The organism is Streptomyces sp. SCL15-4, from assembly GCF_033366695.1.
Classification (GTDB): domain Bacteria; phylum Actinomycetota; class Actinomycetes; order Streptomycetales; family Streptomycetaceae; genus Streptomyces.
On the sequence record NZ_JAOBTQ010000001.1, the window covers coordinates 4,873,854 to 4,888,718 of the forward strand.

The following is a 14,865-nucleotide window of genomic DNA, read 5'->3' on the forward strand; positions in this document are numbered from 1 at the left end:
GATCGCTGTGGTTGCACGACCGGTGATCGTTTAGTCGATATTTAGTCGATGAACCCTGTGGGGTGCTTCCTCAGGTCCACCCGGCCCCACATCGCCCTGAGTCCCACGTTACGCATCGCCCTCCAGAATGTCTCCTCCAGCCCGTCAAGGCGCTCCGCGCGCATCGCGGCCGTCGGCTTCTGGTAGTGCCGCTTGATGCCCGGGCGCCGGTGGCCGGCCGCCTCGAACGCCAGCGGCTCCTTCACCCCCAGCTCGGACTGCAGCGTGTCGTGCAGCGCGCGCAGGGCCCGCATGTCCAGGCCCGGCAGAATCGGCTCCCACGCCCCCCGGTAGCTGACGCCCTGCCGCTTCTCCCGGGCCGGCCGACCGTCACAGGCCGGGCGGAACATGCGCGACCAGTTGCCGCGCAGCCAAGGCCGCCCGGACGGTGTGCAGAACACCCGCTCGTGCGGCCAGTCCTGAAGGTGGTGGCGCAGCAGCTGCGCGAGGAACGGGGGCACGTCCACGTCGCGCGTCGAGCCGTCGTTCTTCGTCGGCTCCAGCCGGACGACGTACCCCGTCTTCGTGCCCGTGTCATCCCGCTCGGTGTACTCGGCGTATTCCTCAACGATCCGTAGGATCGGGCACTCGAAGGTCCCCGAACCCCAGGGCTGGCGCCGCATCAGCAGCGTGTTGTCCCGGTGTAGCCCGAGGCCCTCGCCCCACCGCAGCCCCCCGAAGGCCGTGGTGAGGACGTGTACTCCAATGGCCGGCCCGAGCCGCTCCGCCAGGAGGATCGCATCCTCCGGCCGTGCACCCCCGTCGCGCCGGATCTTCGGCGGCTTCGGCCTGGCCGCGTCGCCGGACGTGTCCGTCGTCCGGCGCCGGCCGAACAACGGGTTCACCGTGATGTAGCCGGCGTCCTGGGCAGCAGTCATGATGCTGGACATCAGGCTGACGCAGTGCCCGCGGCTGACGTCCGCGATACCCATCGTCTGCTGCCAGGTGTCGACGTCGAACCATGTGATCTTGCGCAGCGGCACGCCGTCCCAGCGCGGCAGGATGTGAGTCTCCAGCTTGTCCCACCGGGTGCCGACCGTCCGTCCGCGCTTCTTTCGCGACGCCATGAAGATGCGTGCGAACTCCCCGAACGTCGTACTGCTCTTGTCCGGGTCGATCCACGTTCCCTCACGGATCAGCCGCTCCTGCTCCGCGCCCCAGTCCTCCGCCGTCTTCTTCGTCGGGAACCCAGACCTGGACAGCCACGGCGGTACGTGCCCCTCCGGCGCCTTGTACTTGACCCGCCAAGTGAACTGCTTTGTCTTCTTCCCGTCCTTGACCTTGTAGACCTTCTGCGTGTGGGCCATGCTCCGCCCCTCCTTCCCGGCGACTACACGGTCGGGCAGCTGACCTGATAGCGGGCCGGAGTGCGCTCCCAGTATGGCGAGCGCTCCGACTGCGTCTGCGTGATGTACTTGGCGCCGCGCTCGCTGATCAGGTCAGCGCGCACGGTGTAGGCGATGTACGCGGCGCGGTCATCAACCGCCACGGCAGCGCCGTGCTCCATCACGGTACGCCGCTCCATCGTGATGGGTATGCGAGGGCCTACAGGCCTCCCGGGCGGGCGCGGGTGCCAGCGCCGAGCCTGCTGGTTGAACAGCTCGGCGAAGACTCCAACGCCTTCGTCGCTGATGTCGTCCCAGTGGAAGTGGAACGTGCAGCCGTCTTCGTGATCCTCGATCCAGGGCTTGAAGTACTCCGTACCCTGGGCATGCCTCTTCACCTCGATCTTGAGCAACACAATGCCCCGTTCCGCCGAGTGGTGCCCCCTCCCGGTGACGGTGTGTATGCATGCAACCACACGAGTGGCGGTAACGCACCTACCTTGCATATGTCAGTCACATATCTGCAACCTCGTCCGGCTCGGCGGCGAGACTCTGCACGTAGCGCCTGACCTTCCGGTAGCGCGCAGCGATCCGAGCCACCTCGTCCGGCGTGGCGCCTTTGCGGCCCTGGAGAACAACGATCACGTGTCCGTCATCCTCGTCTGGGCCGAGGCTGATCACGGTGGAGTCGAGCGTCTCGTTCGTGCGTAGCTCGTACTCCACTGCCGGCGGTAGCAGCGGCTCGCCTGCGCGCGCCTCTTCCTTCACCTCGGTCTCCCCCTGGACCGAGCCGCCGGCGGCTACCCGTTCGACCGCGCCGTCCGGCCAGCCAAGCAGGGCTGCGTACTGGCGCACCGTTTGGCTGATCTTGCTGAACCGGCCCGCCTCGATGTTCTGGACTGTGCTACGGCCAACGCCGAGCTGCCTTGCCGCTTCGGGTTGGGTGAGCTTCGGCCGGCGCCCTTCGCGCGCTGCTTGCAGCGCTTCCCCCAGCCTCTTGGTCATCTCATCCATGAGTCCACATCCTGGCACAGGCTGGTTGCAGGCACATAGCTCAGATCCGGCGCGTTGACCTGGGCATTACTAGGCACTTCAACGGCTCATGGTTGCACAGTCCGTTGAAGCTCTGCCTAAAGGGTGCGTGCTGCGCTGATGAGCGGCTCAAAAAAGTAGGCAGACTGCTTGCATCGCGTACTCAACGTGTGGTGAGAATGTAGGCGTGAAGCCCAAGGGAAGCATGATCAGGGGCATCCGGCAGGGGCGTGGTCTGAGCCTTCGTAAGCTGGAAGCCCAAACCGGCCTGAACCGGGGATACCTGTCTCGCCTCGAACGGGGCCAGGTTCGGGAGGTCGGCTCTGAGCAGCTCCGAAGGGTGGCCGCCGCCCTCCACGTGCCGGAGGGCCTGATCCTCGACGAGGAGACGACACCGTGACCGCCAAGGCCACGAAGACGCGCAGCCCCAACACCCGCCCGGCCACGCAGAGCGAGGCCGAATTCCGCCGCTGGAGCCCCGAACAGGTGGTCGAACACCAGCTGTTGCCGTACTCCAGCGTCCGCACGCTCAAGGAGCGCTGCTACCGCCGAGCCCTGTGGCACCACAACGACGGCGGACGCATCACCTTCACGGCCGAAGACCTGCGCCGCAACTCCCAGCTGGGCGCCGTCGAGCCGCAGATCGCCTGACCCCCTGACGCGCCGAAGGGCCGCCTGACTTGCCCGGCCCGGCGACCCCCGACTGGCGCCCCCACCACAGAGAAAGCAGAGGTCACCGTGACCATTGAGCTTACCGCCAACACCCCGCCATCGACCTCCGAGCAGCGCGCGCAGCTCGCCGAGCTGATCGGCGACGCGCAGCCCGCGACCAACCGTCTCCTGGAGCAGCTCGCCGAGTCGATTCGGGACCGCCGCGAGCACGACCACCCGACGTGGGAAGACCTGTACTGCCTCAACCTCGTCTCCTGGATGGGCGAGCGGATGGGGCCGGTGCTGCGCCGGGTGCTGGACGCCGAGGCCCGGATCGCCGAGCTGGAAAGCCAGGACGAGCGGCGCCGTGTCCGGCTCGCGGCGGCCGAGGCCGACCTGCTGGCCGTACGGGGTCTGCTGTCCCCGGCCGGGGGGCCGCGCCGTGTCCCGGCCGAGATGGAGATCCACGAGCGGGTGGCGCCGGCGGTCGAGTGGCTGTTGACCCGGGTCGCCGACCTGGAGCAGCTGCTCGCCAGCAAGAACCGGCCGGTGGACGAGGACCCGATCGCGTACTCGCTGACCCCGAAGGCCGCGGCGTCGGTGGACCGGCTGACACGCCTGTTCGCGCCGACGCAGGCCCTCCGCGAGGACGCGAATGGCGAGGCGGGTGGCCGCTGACCTTCTGACTGCCCCGGGCACGCCGTCTTTCTCAGGGCGGGCCCGGGGCCCGCACGAGGGCGCCTTGAGCAGCCCGATTCACCAGTACGCACAGAACGGAGCCGCTCATGCAGCAGCAGCCCACGGAGTTCGAGCCCTCCCCCGCGGTCGCCCGCACCTTGGTCCAGATCGAGGCCGCGAAGCTGGTCGTCGGCCAGGAACTGGCTCCCGTCCTTGACGCCCTCGGTGACCTGATCCGGATCAACGGTGCTCCCAGCTCCAGCATCGCCTGGGTCTCGGACATCCTCGCCCGCGAGCAGCTGCGCGCGTACGCCGCGCAACACGACATCACGGTGCACACGTCACGCGACGACGAAGTCTTCCGGACGATGATCATCTGGACGGCCGGCGGCGGAGGCATGGCCATCGTCCCGGCCGGACAGCGGCCGGCCCGCACTCTCGTCCTGCTGCGCGAGGAAGTCGCGCAACGCGACGAAGCCGCTGCGCGCGGGGCCGCCTTCCAGGCGTCCGTCGCGGCCGGCCATGTGGAGGACATCGACGGCTGGCACGCGCGCACGTCCCGGACGGCACCGTGACGGCTGACGCCCCGCGCGCCCGGGACACTCCGGGTCGCGCGGATCCACTCCCGTTCGACGGCGCCCTGTTCGTCGACATGGACAACCTCCGCGCCCGCTACGAGTGCTTGCGCCCCGACTGCCCCCACCGCCTCGAAGGTCCCGTCTGCGCGAGCGACCGCGTCGCCGATGCCGCCGGGCGCCCTACCCGCCGCGGGCCCGCCGGCGTCACCGCCTTCGTCGCTGGCGTCAGGGACTACCACCTGGCCCAGTACCACCACCGGAGCACCCCTTGACCGACACGCAGCCCGCCGACCTCCGGGCCGCCGCCCGCGAGCTGCACGACGCCGGCCTGTGCGTCATCCCCATCAAGGCCGACGGCAGCAAGGCACCGTCCCTGCGCTCCTGGACCCCGTACAAGGTCGAGCGCTCCACCCCCGCCGACCACGACCAGTGGTTCGGCGAGGACCGGGGGGGCGGCATCGCCGTGGTCTACGGCGCCGTCTCCGGGCATGTCGAGCTGATCGAGATGGAGGGCCTCGCCCTCCGCGAGGGTCTGCTGGACGAGGTCACGGAGATCATGGGAGCGTCCGGCCTCGGCGAGCCGTGGTCGGCAATCCTGAACGGCTGGGTGACCGAGTCCCCGTCGGGCGGCAGGCACTACCGCGTGCGCATCGACGGTGGCCCCGTGCCGCCCAACCGCAGGCTGGCCTCTCGTCTCGCACGGGAAGACGAGTGGGACGCCTCGGAGCGGCAGCGCGTCGCCGAGAAGCCGAACACGAAGATCAGGCGCGTCCTGATCGAGACGCGCGGTGAGGGCGGGTACGGCCTGGTAGAGCCGTCCGGCGGCGCAGTGCACGAAACGGGCCGTCCGTACGTTCGGCTCGCCGGGTCCCCCGCCACCATCCCCGTCCTGGACGCCGACACCGTGGACGCGATCCGGGACGTCTGCCGGATGGTCGACCAGATGCCCGTGCCCGAGGCACCGAAGACCGCACCGCCCCCTCGCGAGCCGCTGCCCGACGGCGGTCTGCGCCCCGGCGAGGATTTCGAGGCGCGAGCCGACTGGGCGGACATCCTCGGGCCGGCGGGATGGACGCTTATCACCCAGCGCGGCGCCACTCGCTACTGGCGTCGCCCTGGCAAGTCCCAGGGAGCCTCCGCAACGACCGGCCACGCCCCCGACCGGGATCGGCTGTTCGTGTTCACGACATCCACCGAGTTCACCGCTGAGGTGCCCTACACCAAGTTCGGGGCCTACGCCCTCCTCCATCATGGCTCCAACCACAAGGCCGCGGCCGCCGCCCTGCGCAAGAAGGGATACGGCACAGAGCCGACCCGTCGGCGCCTTTCCCCGGTCCCTGCCCAGCCGCAGCACTTCGCCGATGGGTCCTCCGCGCTGGACCCCGACCACGCCCCGGACTCGGGTGACGGGTTCGAGGGCGGTCCCCAGCTGCGCGCCGTCTCGTCCCGTCCCGAGCTGGACATCACCAACGAGGCCGACGCCATCGACGGCGTCTTGGCGCTCATGGCCAACGGCCGGCTGCCTGACCTCTACAAGCGCTCGGGTGGCCCGTGCTGGGTGTACCGGGACGAGAACGACGACCCGGTGGTGCAGCAGCTGCGGACGGACAACCTGCGCGCCTACCTCGCCGACCACGTCAGCAGCTACATCGTGAAGCGGAATCCGATCACCGAGCAGCTGGAGGAGCAGCGCGAGCTGCTCATGCCCAAGAGCTGCTCGACCATCCTTGGCCGGAAGGACTGGCCACTGCCTCCCCTGCGCGGGGTCGTCACCTCGCCCGTGATCCGGCCCGACGGCAGCCTCTTGGAGGCCCCGGGGTACGACCGGGCAACCGGCCTGTACCTGGAGCCGCGGGTCCCCCTCCGTCGTCTCCAGCCGCAGGTGACCCGCGAGAGTCTCGCCCGAGCGAAGGACATCGTCCTCGACCAGGTGCTCGCCGACTTCCCATGGGTGGCCGCCAGCGACCGGGCCAACTACCTGGGTGCGCTGCTCACCCCGATCCTGCGCGCGTACTTCCACGGGCCGACCCAGATGGTGGCCATCACCGCCACTGCGATGGGCAGCGGCAAGACCCTGCTCAAGGACATCTTCAAGTACTGCTACGGCACGGCGGACACGGCCTGGCCCGAGAACGACACCGAGCTGCGGAAGTCGATCACCACCCAGCTGTATGGCACCGGCAGTCCGGTCGTCGTGTTCGACAACCTGCCGAACGGCTTCGTACTGAAGACGCCGATCCTCTCCGCCCTACTTACCGGTGAGCACTGGGGTGACCGCATTCTGGGGGCCACCGGCAAGGTCACCATGCGCAACGACCGGCTGTGGCTCGTCACCGGCAACGCTCTGCGGACCGGCGGCGACAACGGCCGCCGCGTCCTCTGGGTGAAACTCGATCCCGACTGCCCCGACCCGGACCAGCGCGATGGGTTCCGCGTCGGGGACCTCCGGCCCTGGCTACGCGACAACGCGTCGACTCTGGTCGCTGCGCTGGTCACCCTCGTCCGAGCGTGGTTCGCCGCCGGGGCACCCACCGTCCGCGTCCGCAAGGGCGACTACAGCGAGTGGGCCTCCATGATGGCCGGCCTGCTCAACTTCCTCGGCGTCGAGGGGTGGATGGCCGACAGCGCCAACACCCGTGACCAGGACGACGAGTACCAGGAGTGGGCTCTCTTCCTGGAAATGTGGCGGGAGACCTTCGGCGCCGAGCCGGTCCAGGCCGGTGCCGTCATCAAGAGCCTGCCCAACCACGTGCCCCGCAAGGGCGACGATCCACCGAGCGCGAACCAGCTGGGCATCTGGCTCAAGGCCCGTGCTGGCCGCTACTTCGGCACCCACAAGGCCGTCATGGTCGTCGACAGCCACAAGAAGCAGAACCTGTGGCGAGTCGACGTCCACGGGGACCGCGGCACCGGGCGGCACGAGTCATGACCGGCGGCTTCCCTGCGGGGACTGCGGGGACTCTGCGGGACCTTCGCAGGGACTACGCCAGGTCCCGGCACAGGCGCCGACCTGCACGGAGGCGGGGACGCGGGGGCCTGCGGGGACCCCTCACCTCCTCTCGTACAGCGCGCGCGTCCCACGCACATCGCGCATCACATGCGCCGCCTCCATCGCATGGAGGTTCCGGCGTCCTCCGGCATCAGGGGATTCCCCAGCTCCCCGCAGGTCCCCGCGTCCCCGCAAAGTCACTGATCAGGGCCGTACTGGGACCGCGCCTGAGTCCCCGCAGGACATCCGCGAGGTCCCCGCACTCCCCGCAGAAGCCCAGCAACCGAATCGAGGTGACCATGTCCTTCACACCACGCCCGTACCAGCTCGACGCCATCGAGGCGCTACGCCAGGGCTGGGCCGCCGGCCAGCAGCGCCTGGCCGTCGTCCTGCCGACCGGCGCCGGCAAGACCGTCATCTTCTCCCACCTGGCGCACCAGATGCTCGACAGCCTCGACGGCCGCCGCGTCCTGGTGATCGCCCACCGGGAGGAGCTGATCGAGCAGGCCGCTTCCAAGCTGCTCTCGGTCGACCCGATGCTGCGGGTCGGCATCGTCAAGGCCCAGCGCGACGACCACGCGGACGCCGACGTGATCGTGGCCAGCGTCCAGACCCTGGCCGTGCCCCGCCGGCGGGAGGCCATCCGGGACATCGGCCTGATCATCGTGGACGAGTGCCACCACGCCGCCGCCCCGACCTACATGGAGGTCCTGAGGCACTTCGGCGCCTGGGACGGCGGTGTGCCGGTGGCTGGCTTCACCGCCACCATGGCCCGCGCAGACGGCGGCTTGGCCGAGGTCTGGCAGGACGTCGTGTACCGCCTGGACATCCTCGACATGATCAGCGACGGCTACCTGTGCGACGTCCGGGGCAAGGCGATCAGGGTCGATACCCTCGACCTCAACAAGGTGAAGACCAGGGGCGGCGACCTAGTCGACGGACAGCTGGGCAAAGCGCTGGAGGACTCCGGCGCGCTGGAGGCCATCGCCAAGGCCTACGTCGACCACGCCGCCGACCGGGCCGGCGTCGTCTTCACCCCGACCGTGGCCACCGCCCAGGCCGCCGCCGAGTCGCTACGCGCGGTCGGCATCACCGCGGCCCCGGTGTGGGGCGACATGGGCCGCGACGAGCGGCGCGCGGCCCTCGCCCGGTACGGGGCCGGCGACGTCCAGGTGCTCACCAACTGCATGGTCTTGACGGAGGGCTTCGACGCGCCCCACACCTCGTGCATCGTCGTCGCCCGGCCGACGAAGAGCGCCGGTCTGTACGTGCAGATGGTCGGCCGCGGCCTGCGCCCGGCGCCCGGGAAGCGCGACGCGCTGCTCCTGGACGTCATGGGCGCGGCGACCCGCCACAAGCTCGCCTCAATGGTCGACCTCACCGAGCGGGACATCGGCCAGGCGACGGCCGGAAAGAGCCTGCGGCAGATCGCCGAGGAGCACGCGGCCACCGAGCGGCGGCGCGCGCTCGCCGCGCGGGTCGAGGCCGAGGAGATCAACCTCTTCGGCGAGTCGGCGATCCGATGGCTGCGCACCGAGGCCGGCACGTGGTTCATCCCGCTGACCGGCGCCATGTTCCTGTTCCTTGTCCGGGACGGTGCCCGGCTGTACCGGATGCGCCGCTGGACGCAGACGGACGGCGTGCAGCCGCCCCGGGACGACATCGCCCGGCCGCTGCCCGAGGCGCTGGCGTGGCTGGAGCAGCAGGCCAAGGTGCTTGCCCCCGGCGCGTTCGTCGCCCGGCAGACCCGCTGGCGTCAGGGCAAGCCCACGGACAAGCAGTGCGCGCTGGCCCGTCGCCTCGGCATCCGGGTACCGCCCGGCAGCACCGCCGGCGACGTCGCCGACCTCATCGACCAGGAGCGCGTCGGCCGCGTCCTGGGCCAGTTGATCCTTCCCGCCGCGTAGCGGTCCGGGCCTGTCCCTATCAGGCCCGGACCTCCCCACATCTCATCACGGAGGACCCCATGCGCATGACGCCCGCCCAGGCCGCCTGGGTGCAGGAGCACGTCCTGGCTCCCCGCCAGATCCCGCCCGCCGACCCGGAATGCCCCTGCCAGGGCGTTTCCGACGCCTGCCAGCACGGCGAGCACGCTGACTGCGGCCACGACCAGTGGGTCGCCTGGTGGGGCACCGAACCGGAAACCGTCATCGGCAGCGGCTTCAGCACCTCCCCCTGCCGAGGCTCCTCCGGCCTCGACCGCGGGCAGGCCACCGTCTACCTCGCCGACCGCGAATGCCACACCCGCTGCAACTGCCACTGCCACCAGCCCATCCCGGCACCCAGCGCAGCACCGGAGCACGCCGAGCAGCTCGGCCTCTTCGCGGCGTAGCCCTCTCCGCGCCAATCCGGTTCCACCGGCCCCCGCGCGATACAGCCAGGAGACCCACATGACCGACCAGCAGCTCACCCCCGCTGAGATCCGTCTCGCCCAGTACGGGCAGCGCACCAGCACCTGGTCCACCGCCACCTACAACGACGGCACCGAGAAGGCGCTGAACGAGATCGCGCTCGGACTGAAGGCCGAGGTGGACCGCCTCCGTGCCGAACTCGCCCGCCGCGTCCAGTGCAACGACTGCGGCGCCGTCGGCGAGGTCTTCACCGCCGTCGACGGTCTCGCCTACCTCGCCCCGTCCGGCCAGATCGGGCACCACGGCGCCCCCGCGTCCGCGTGAGCTGGTCCAGCACGACGACGGCCGCCCGGAGTCGAGTTCCGGGCGGCCGCCAGCCCCGACCCTACCCACCTGGAGCGACCATGACCGACCGCACCACCACCGCCGAACCCGACCTCACCGAGCTGGTCCCGCTCCTCCGCGTGGTCACCGACGCCCTGCGCGAGACCCCGCTCACCCTCGGCACCCCGGCCGGCATCGCCGACCTCGCCGCGACCATCACGGTGCGCGTCGCCGCGTACGTCGGCCGGGAGGTGCTCCCGCCCGGCCCGCCCGCCGACCGGGCCGCCGTGCTCCGGGAGGCATACGAGATCGCCTACACCGAGGGCATGCGGCTGAACGCCCTGGAGGCCGAGATCGGCGCCGGCCCCTACCGCGGGGCACTCGCCGTCGCGCATCTGCTGCGCAAGGCCATCTCCGAGGCGCAGCCCGCCGCCGAGGCGACCACTGGCGAGGCGCAGCAGACCACGCCAGGACTCACCGTCCCCGCCCTCGCTCGCCTCCGCGCCGGCACCGCCGCCCTCACCGGAGATGCGCCGCCCTACGACCAGCTGCCGGACGCCGAACGCGAGCGCTACCTCGGCCAGGCCTGGCAGCTCATGGCCCGTGGCGACGGAGGGCAGCAGCAGTGACCGCCCGCCGCCGCTGCCCCCGTGGCCACTTCCTCCCCGCCGCCGGCGCCTGCCGCTGTACGCGCCGCCGCCGGACCTACTGGGGCGGCGACCTGGACGGCCAGGGCCTCGACCGCCGCAGCAAGACCAGCATCACCACCGTCCCCCTCACCGGGAGCTACTTGTGACCCGCCAGCGCTACACCGCCGACACGATCACCGACGACGCCTTGGACGAGCTGTACGAGACCGCGAACCACGGCTGGCGCCGAGGCGACGAGTGGAAGGACCGCGCCTTGAAGGCCGAAGCCGCCCTGGAGCGGCTGACCAAGTGGTGCGACGAACTGGACACCTACGCCCGCGTGGTGCTCAAGGACGACAGCGCTGAGAACCCGGTGGCGGCCAACATCCGCGCCAGGATCGCCGAGCCCAAGGAGACCAGCACGCCGTGAACACCTGTGGCCTGTGCGAGCGACAGCTGGAGCACGGCTACCTGTGCCCCGGCTGCACGCTCGCGACCACCGAGCGGCTCGACCGCATGCCCCGGCTGTGGGCCGCGCTCTCCGCGTTCCTCGCCCCCGCCAGCGGCACCCCCCAGTACGGGCGCACCAGCCCGGCCGAGGCGCCGCTGCCCGTGCGCGAGACCGTGCTCAGCCTCCGCGCCGCCGGCGGCATCGCCGGTGTCTTGGAGGACTGGCGGTCCGCGATGCAGGCGGACCGCGGCTGGGGCCGCCCCGTCGTACCGACCGCCGTCGAGCGCCGTGTCCTCGTCGCGGCCCGCGCACTGTCCCTCAACATGGAGTGGATCGGGGGCTCTTGGCCGATGGCCGGCGTCATGGCGACAGAGGTCCGCGACCTGGAGCGCGACGTCCTGTCGATCGTGGACCCTGAGGACCCGGACGAGCGGCGGGCCCGGCGCGGCACTCACCTCGGCTACTGCGTCGCCCAGGTCGAGGCTGGCGACGGCGAGGACCCGGTGGTGTGCGGGGCCGCCCTGCGGTCGTACCCCGGCCAGGCGGTAGTCGCCTGCCAGTGGTGCGGTACGGCGTACGGGCCGGCGGACTACCTGCTGCTGAAGCGGCTTCAGCCGGAGATAGCCCAGTGAGTATCACATCCTCCCTTGTGTATAAGGGGGGATGTGATACTCTCGGAGAGGTGGAAACGCCCCCCTGGCGGGAGCGCATCCGTATGGAGGACGAGCTGCTGGAACAGCTCGAAGCCCAGAAGGAGGCGTCCCGCAGACGACGAGCGGAAGCCCTGAGAGAAGGGGCCGACGAACTCGGCAGCGTCTACGCCGTGGCGAAACAGTTGGGCATCAGCTGGACAGCTGCGGCGAACGCGATCAAGAAGCACACAACCGCATAACGAACGAGGGCCGGACAGCAGCTCTCCGGGTGCTGGAACACCTGGAGGCGCGCGCGCCATCCGACCCTCTACGCCCCCGGTGCGCAGCCACGCCCCGGGCACTTGATCACGAGAGAGAGCAGACCTCCTCATGACCCAGCGGAACCTTACCGCGCAGGCGGGCGCCGACGACCGCGCCGCCCGCCTCGCCGAGCTGCACAGCCTGTGCCGTGCCGACTACGACGGCGCCGCCGACACCCGCACGGCCGCCGCCGGCCGCGCCCGCGACCAGCTCGCCCTGGCCCGCGCGCACGCCGCCGAGAGCGCGGGCGCCCGATGAGCGCGCCCGACATGCCCGAGTCCGTACGCGACCTGCTCACCGCCGTGCTGGAGGCGATCGACCTCCCGGCCCCGGCAACCTACGGCGGCTCCCAGGTGCACGACCGGCTGCTGGCCGACCGCGTCATCCACGCGAAGATCGCCCTGCGCAACGCCCTCGACGCACGCCGCCCCTACCTCGGCGCCGACTGGGACGCGCGGTACCTGCGCGAGCGCCTCGCCGAGCACCCGATCACCGGCTACATCACCGCCGACCAGGCGCACGCCGCGCTCGACGCCGGCGCCACCTGGACCGAGGCGGTCGCGCTCCCGGAAGGGGAGGACCGGTGACCACCAGCACTCTCACCACGTGGGCGCAGACCAACCCGGTACCGGCCACTGTCGCCGCCGCCCTGGCCCTGGCTGGCGTCGTCGCGCTCGCCGTGGCCGGCCGCAAGGCCACCAGCCGGACGCCCGCCGCCGTCCTGGTCGCCTCCCTCGCTGCCATGGCCTGCACCGCCTACAGCGCGGACACGAGCTGGCGGTTCGCCGAGCACCGTCTCGGTATGGCCTCGGGCGCCGAGCGGAGCGCCATGTTCGCCGCCGCCGAGCTGGCCTTGTTCGCCTGCGGCCTCATGGCCCGGCAGAACCTCCGCGACCCGAAGAAGGGCGCCCCCGGCGCCCCCGGCATGCTGGTCTGGGTCATCACCGGCGTGCAGATCATCCCCGCCTACTCCGAGTCGGGCGTCATTGGCGGCACCGTCCGCGCCGTCGTCGGCCCGGTCCTCGCCGCCCTGCTGTGGCACCTCGCGATGGGGATCGAGCTGCGGCACGCCAAGCCCGGTACGGACTCCAGCAGTCTGCCGGCGCTGCTCGCCCGCGAGGCGCGTGAACGGCTGCTGTCCTACCTCGGCCTGGCGACTCGCGACCGTACCGCCGAGCAGATCACCCGCGACCGGTGGACCGTGAAGGCCGTCGACCTGGCCGCCAAGCTGGCCGACATGGAGCCCGGCGCCCGCGGTCGGGCCCGGGTCGCCCGGCGCCTGTCCGTGGCCGTGGGCAAGGCACAGACCGGCGCGAGCGAAGAGCAGCGCACGAAGCTGCTGGAGCTGCTCGCCGCCCGCCGCCACGCCTCGGCGCTCGCCACGATCGACCTGCCGTCGCCGTGGCAGGACGCACCCGAGGACGCCCAGGACACCCAAGACGCGCCCGCGTCCCCGGCCGGTCGTCCCTTTCCGATCCCCGTCCCGCCGGGCGCCCGGCTGCTCCCGATCATCGCCCGCCCGGCCCCGGCCGCGCCGACCGCGCAGGACGCTCAGGACGCACCCCAGGACGCCGAGGACGCCGAGGACGAGACCCCGCCCGAGCCGCCCCTGATGACGTCCGCAGACGTCGCCCGGCACTACGGCATCGAGCAGTCCACCGTGCGCTCCTGGGTGGCGGTGGGACGCCTCACCGTCCACTCCAAGGACCTCCGAGGTCGCAACCTGTTCCACCCGGACGACCTGCCGCCCGTCCCGGTCGGCGTGCCCGTTTGAAGAGACCGGCCGGCAGGCCCGTCCTGGGCCTGCTGCTGGTGCTCGACCTGGCCGCGGTGCCGCTCTCCGCCGCACCGGCCCGCCCCGCCATCTGGACTCCCAGACCCGAGGACTCTCATGATCGCCATCGTTCGTACCCGCACCATGCGCGCACTGCGCGCCGACCTGGCCGCCGCCGAGTCCGCGGCCGAGACCGCCCGCGCCCTGGCCGAGCAGCACCGACGGGAAGCCGAGTTCGCCACCGACTCCGCGATCCGCGCGGAGACCACGCTGGAGGACTTGCGCGACGCGCACGCCCGCAGCATCGCCGACGGCGCCCGCGCCGAGGGCGAGCTGAAGGCCCTGCGCGCCCAGGCCCTGCTCGACACCGAGGACCGCGCCGCCCTGCGGATGCTGCTCCGTCAGGCCCGGAAGGCCGCCGGCCCCCGGCACGTGTACGTCCTGCTCCAGCGCGACCGGTTCCACAGCGTCCACGAGTCCCGGGAGGCCGCCGAGGACGCCGCCGAGCGGGACGGTGCGCCCCGTGACGGCTGGCTCACCCAGGGCGGACCCGGCACCCAGCACCCCGACGCCGAGGTGCTGTGGCGCATCCAGCCGGTGCCGCTCACGGGCAGCAGCTGATGCTGCTCTCCGCCTTCTACGTCGTGTCGGCCGGGGCCGGGCTCATCGGTCTCGCCCTGGTCGACCTCCGCGCCGTCCCGCCCGCCACCGGGACCTGCGCCCTGATCCTCACCGTCGCCGCGCTCGCCGCGGCCGTCCTCCACTGAAGGACCGGAACCATGCTGTTCCTTGCTCTCTGCCTGGCTGGCCTCGCCCCCGGCGCGGCCACCGCCTGGCTCCTGCACCAGCGCCATGGATGGCTCCCCGCCGTCCTGGCTGGCCTCGGCGTCACCGCGAGCCTGCCGTGCCTGCTCGTCGCCGCCATGGTGGTCGCCCCGCCGCTGGGCATCTTGGTCGCCATCGGCTCGACCGTCGCCGCTCTCCGCGCCTACGACGCCGGCCGGATCTGGATCGCCACCACCTGGGTCGCCACCGCGCTCGTCGCGCTCGCCTGCGCGGGGGTGGCGCTGTGAGCGGCCGCCGTCCGATCA

General features: G+C 71.5%; 22 protein-coding genes. 19 read left to right on the top strand and 3 right to left on the bottom strand.

What is annotated here, in order from left to right; translation table 11 throughout:
- Positions 1-41 precede the first annotated feature (41 nt).
- The 3 genes from SCK26_RS21750 to SCK26_RS21760 form a co-directional block, all read right to left on the bottom strand.
- Entirely contained in the window at positions 42-1,346 is a 1,305-nt protein-coding gene (locus tag SCK26_RS21750; RefSeq protein ID WP_318202987.1) for a hypothetical protein, read from the bottom strand.
- A 23-nt stretch (positions 1,347-1,369) separates the two neighbouring features.
- Positions 1,370-1,780: a hypothetical protein gene (locus SCK26_RS21755; protein WP_318202988.1), complete on the bottom strand. Its 411-nt coding sequence runs from the start codon at positions 1,778-1,780 to the stop codon at positions 1,370-1,372.
- A gap of 97 nt (positions 1,781-1,877) precedes the next feature.
- Complete coding sequence (locus tag SCK26_RS21760) at positions 1,878-2,378, bottom strand: helix-turn-helix transcriptional regulator (RefSeq protein WP_318202989.1); 501 nt, start codon at positions 2,376-2,378, stop codon at positions 1,878-1,880.
- Positions 2,379-2,583: 205 nt separating this feature from the next.
- Here SCK26_RS21760 and SCK26_RS21765 point away from each other — a divergent pair, with 205 nt between their 5' ends.
- The 19 genes from SCK26_RS21765 (at position 2,584) to SCK26_RS21855 (ending at position 14,847) form a co-directional block, all read left to right on the top strand.
- Entirely contained in the window at positions 2,584-2,796 is a 213-nt protein-coding gene (locus SCK26_RS21765; RefSeq protein ID WP_318202990.1) for a helix-turn-helix domain-containing protein, read from the top strand.
- Positions 2,793-3,047: a hypothetical protein gene (locus tag SCK26_RS21770; RefSeq protein ID WP_318202991.1), complete on the top strand. Its 255-nt coding sequence runs from the start codon at positions 2,793-2,795 to the stop codon at positions 3,045-3,047. Before SCK26_RS21765 ends, SCK26_RS21770 begins: the two co-directional genes overlap by 4 nt.
- Before the next feature lie 87 nt (positions 3,048-3,134).
- Positions 3,135-3,725, top strand: coding sequence for a hypothetical protein (locus SCK26_RS21775; protein ID WP_318202992.1), 591 nt, complete (start codon positions 3,135-3,137; stop codon positions 3,723-3,725).
- A gap of 107 nt (positions 3,726-3,832) precedes the next feature.
- Entirely contained in the window at positions 3,833-4,300 is a 468-nt protein-coding gene (locus SCK26_RS21780; protein ID WP_318202993.1) for a hypothetical protein, read from the top strand.
- A gap of 271 nt (positions 4,301-4,571) precedes the next feature.
- Entirely contained in the window at positions 4,572-7,232 is a 2,661-nt protein-coding gene (locus SCK26_RS21785; protein ID WP_318202994.1) for a bifunctional DNA primase/polymerase, read from the top strand.
- A gap of 359 nt (positions 7,233-7,591) precedes the next feature.
- Positions 7,592-9,199 (top strand): DEAD/DEAH box helicase, encoded by a 1,608-nt coding sequence (locus SCK26_RS21790; protein ID WP_318202995.1) that lies wholly within the window; start codon positions 7,592-7,594, stop codon positions 9,197-9,199.
- A gap of 59 nt (positions 9,200-9,258) precedes the next feature.
- Complete coding sequence (locus tag SCK26_RS21795; protein ID WP_318202996.1) at positions 9,259-9,624, top strand: hypothetical protein; 366 nt, start codon at positions 9,259-9,261, stop codon at positions 9,622-9,624.
- A 58-nt stretch (positions 9,625-9,682) separates the two neighbouring features.
- Positions 9,683-9,967: a hypothetical protein gene (locus SCK26_RS21800; protein ID WP_318202997.1), complete on the top strand. Its 285-nt coding sequence runs from the start codon at positions 9,683-9,685 to the stop codon at positions 9,965-9,967.
- Between the two features lie 80 nt (positions 9,968-10,047).
- Entirely contained in the window at positions 10,048-10,596 is a 549-nt protein-coding gene (locus tag SCK26_RS21805) for a hypothetical protein (protein ID WP_318202998.1), read from the top strand.
- Positions 10,593-10,763, top strand: coding sequence for a hypothetical protein (locus tag SCK26_RS21810; protein ID WP_318202999.1), 171 nt, complete (start codon positions 10,593-10,595; stop codon positions 10,761-10,763). Before SCK26_RS21805 ends, SCK26_RS21810 begins: the two co-directional genes overlap by 4 nt.
- A complete protein-coding gene (locus tag SCK26_RS21815; RefSeq protein WP_318203000.1) occupies positions 10,760-11,026 on the top strand; it encodes a hypothetical protein in 267 nt (88 codons plus the stop codon). The genes SCK26_RS21810 and SCK26_RS21815 overlap by 4 nt, the downstream gene beginning before the upstream one ends.
- Positions 11,023-11,679, top strand: coding sequence for a hypothetical protein (locus SCK26_RS21820; RefSeq protein ID WP_318203001.1), 657 nt, complete (start codon positions 11,023-11,025; stop codon positions 11,677-11,679). Before SCK26_RS21815 ends, SCK26_RS21820 begins: the two co-directional genes overlap by 4 nt.
- A gap of 83 nt (positions 11,680-11,762) precedes the next feature.
- Positions 11,763-11,939 carry a hypothetical protein gene (locus SCK26_RS21825; RefSeq protein ID WP_318203002.1) on the top strand — a complete coding sequence of 59 codons (177 nt, stop codon included), beginning with the start codon at positions 11,763-11,765 and terminating at the stop codon, positions 11,937-11,939.
- A 130-nt stretch (positions 11,940-12,069) separates the two neighbouring features.
- Positions 12,070-12,258 carry a hypothetical protein gene (locus tag SCK26_RS21830; RefSeq protein ID WP_318203003.1) on the top strand — a complete coding sequence of 63 codons (189 nt, stop codon included), beginning with the start codon at positions 12,070-12,072 and terminating at the stop codon, positions 12,256-12,258.
- An 11-nt stretch (positions 12,259-12,269) separates the two neighbouring features.
- Positions 12,270-12,587: a hypothetical protein gene (locus tag SCK26_RS21835; RefSeq protein WP_318203004.1), complete on the top strand. Its 318-nt coding sequence runs from the start codon at positions 12,270-12,272 to the stop codon at positions 12,585-12,587.
- Complete coding sequence (locus SCK26_RS21840) at positions 12,584-13,774, top strand: hypothetical protein (protein ID WP_318203005.1); 1,191 nt, start codon at positions 12,584-12,586, stop codon at positions 13,772-13,774. Before SCK26_RS21835 ends, SCK26_RS21840 begins: the two co-directional genes overlap by 4 nt.
- A gap of 117 nt (positions 13,775-13,891) precedes the next feature.
- Positions 13,892-14,395 carry a hypothetical protein gene (locus SCK26_RS21845; protein ID WP_318203006.1) on the top strand — a complete coding sequence of 168 codons (504 nt, stop codon included), beginning with the start codon at positions 13,892-13,894 and terminating at the stop codon, positions 14,393-14,395.
- Positions 14,395-14,541, top strand: coding sequence for a hypothetical protein (locus SCK26_RS21850; RefSeq protein WP_318203007.1), 147 nt, complete (start codon positions 14,395-14,397; stop codon positions 14,539-14,541). The genes SCK26_RS21845 and SCK26_RS21850 overlap by 1 nt, the downstream gene beginning before the upstream one ends.
- A 12-nt stretch (positions 14,542-14,553) precedes the next feature.
- Positions 14,554-14,847 (top strand): hypothetical protein, encoded by a 294-nt coding sequence (locus SCK26_RS21855; RefSeq protein ID WP_318203008.1) that lies wholly within the window; start codon positions 14,554-14,556, stop codon positions 14,845-14,847.
- The last annotated feature ends 18 nt before the right edge of the window (positions 14,848-14,865 follow it).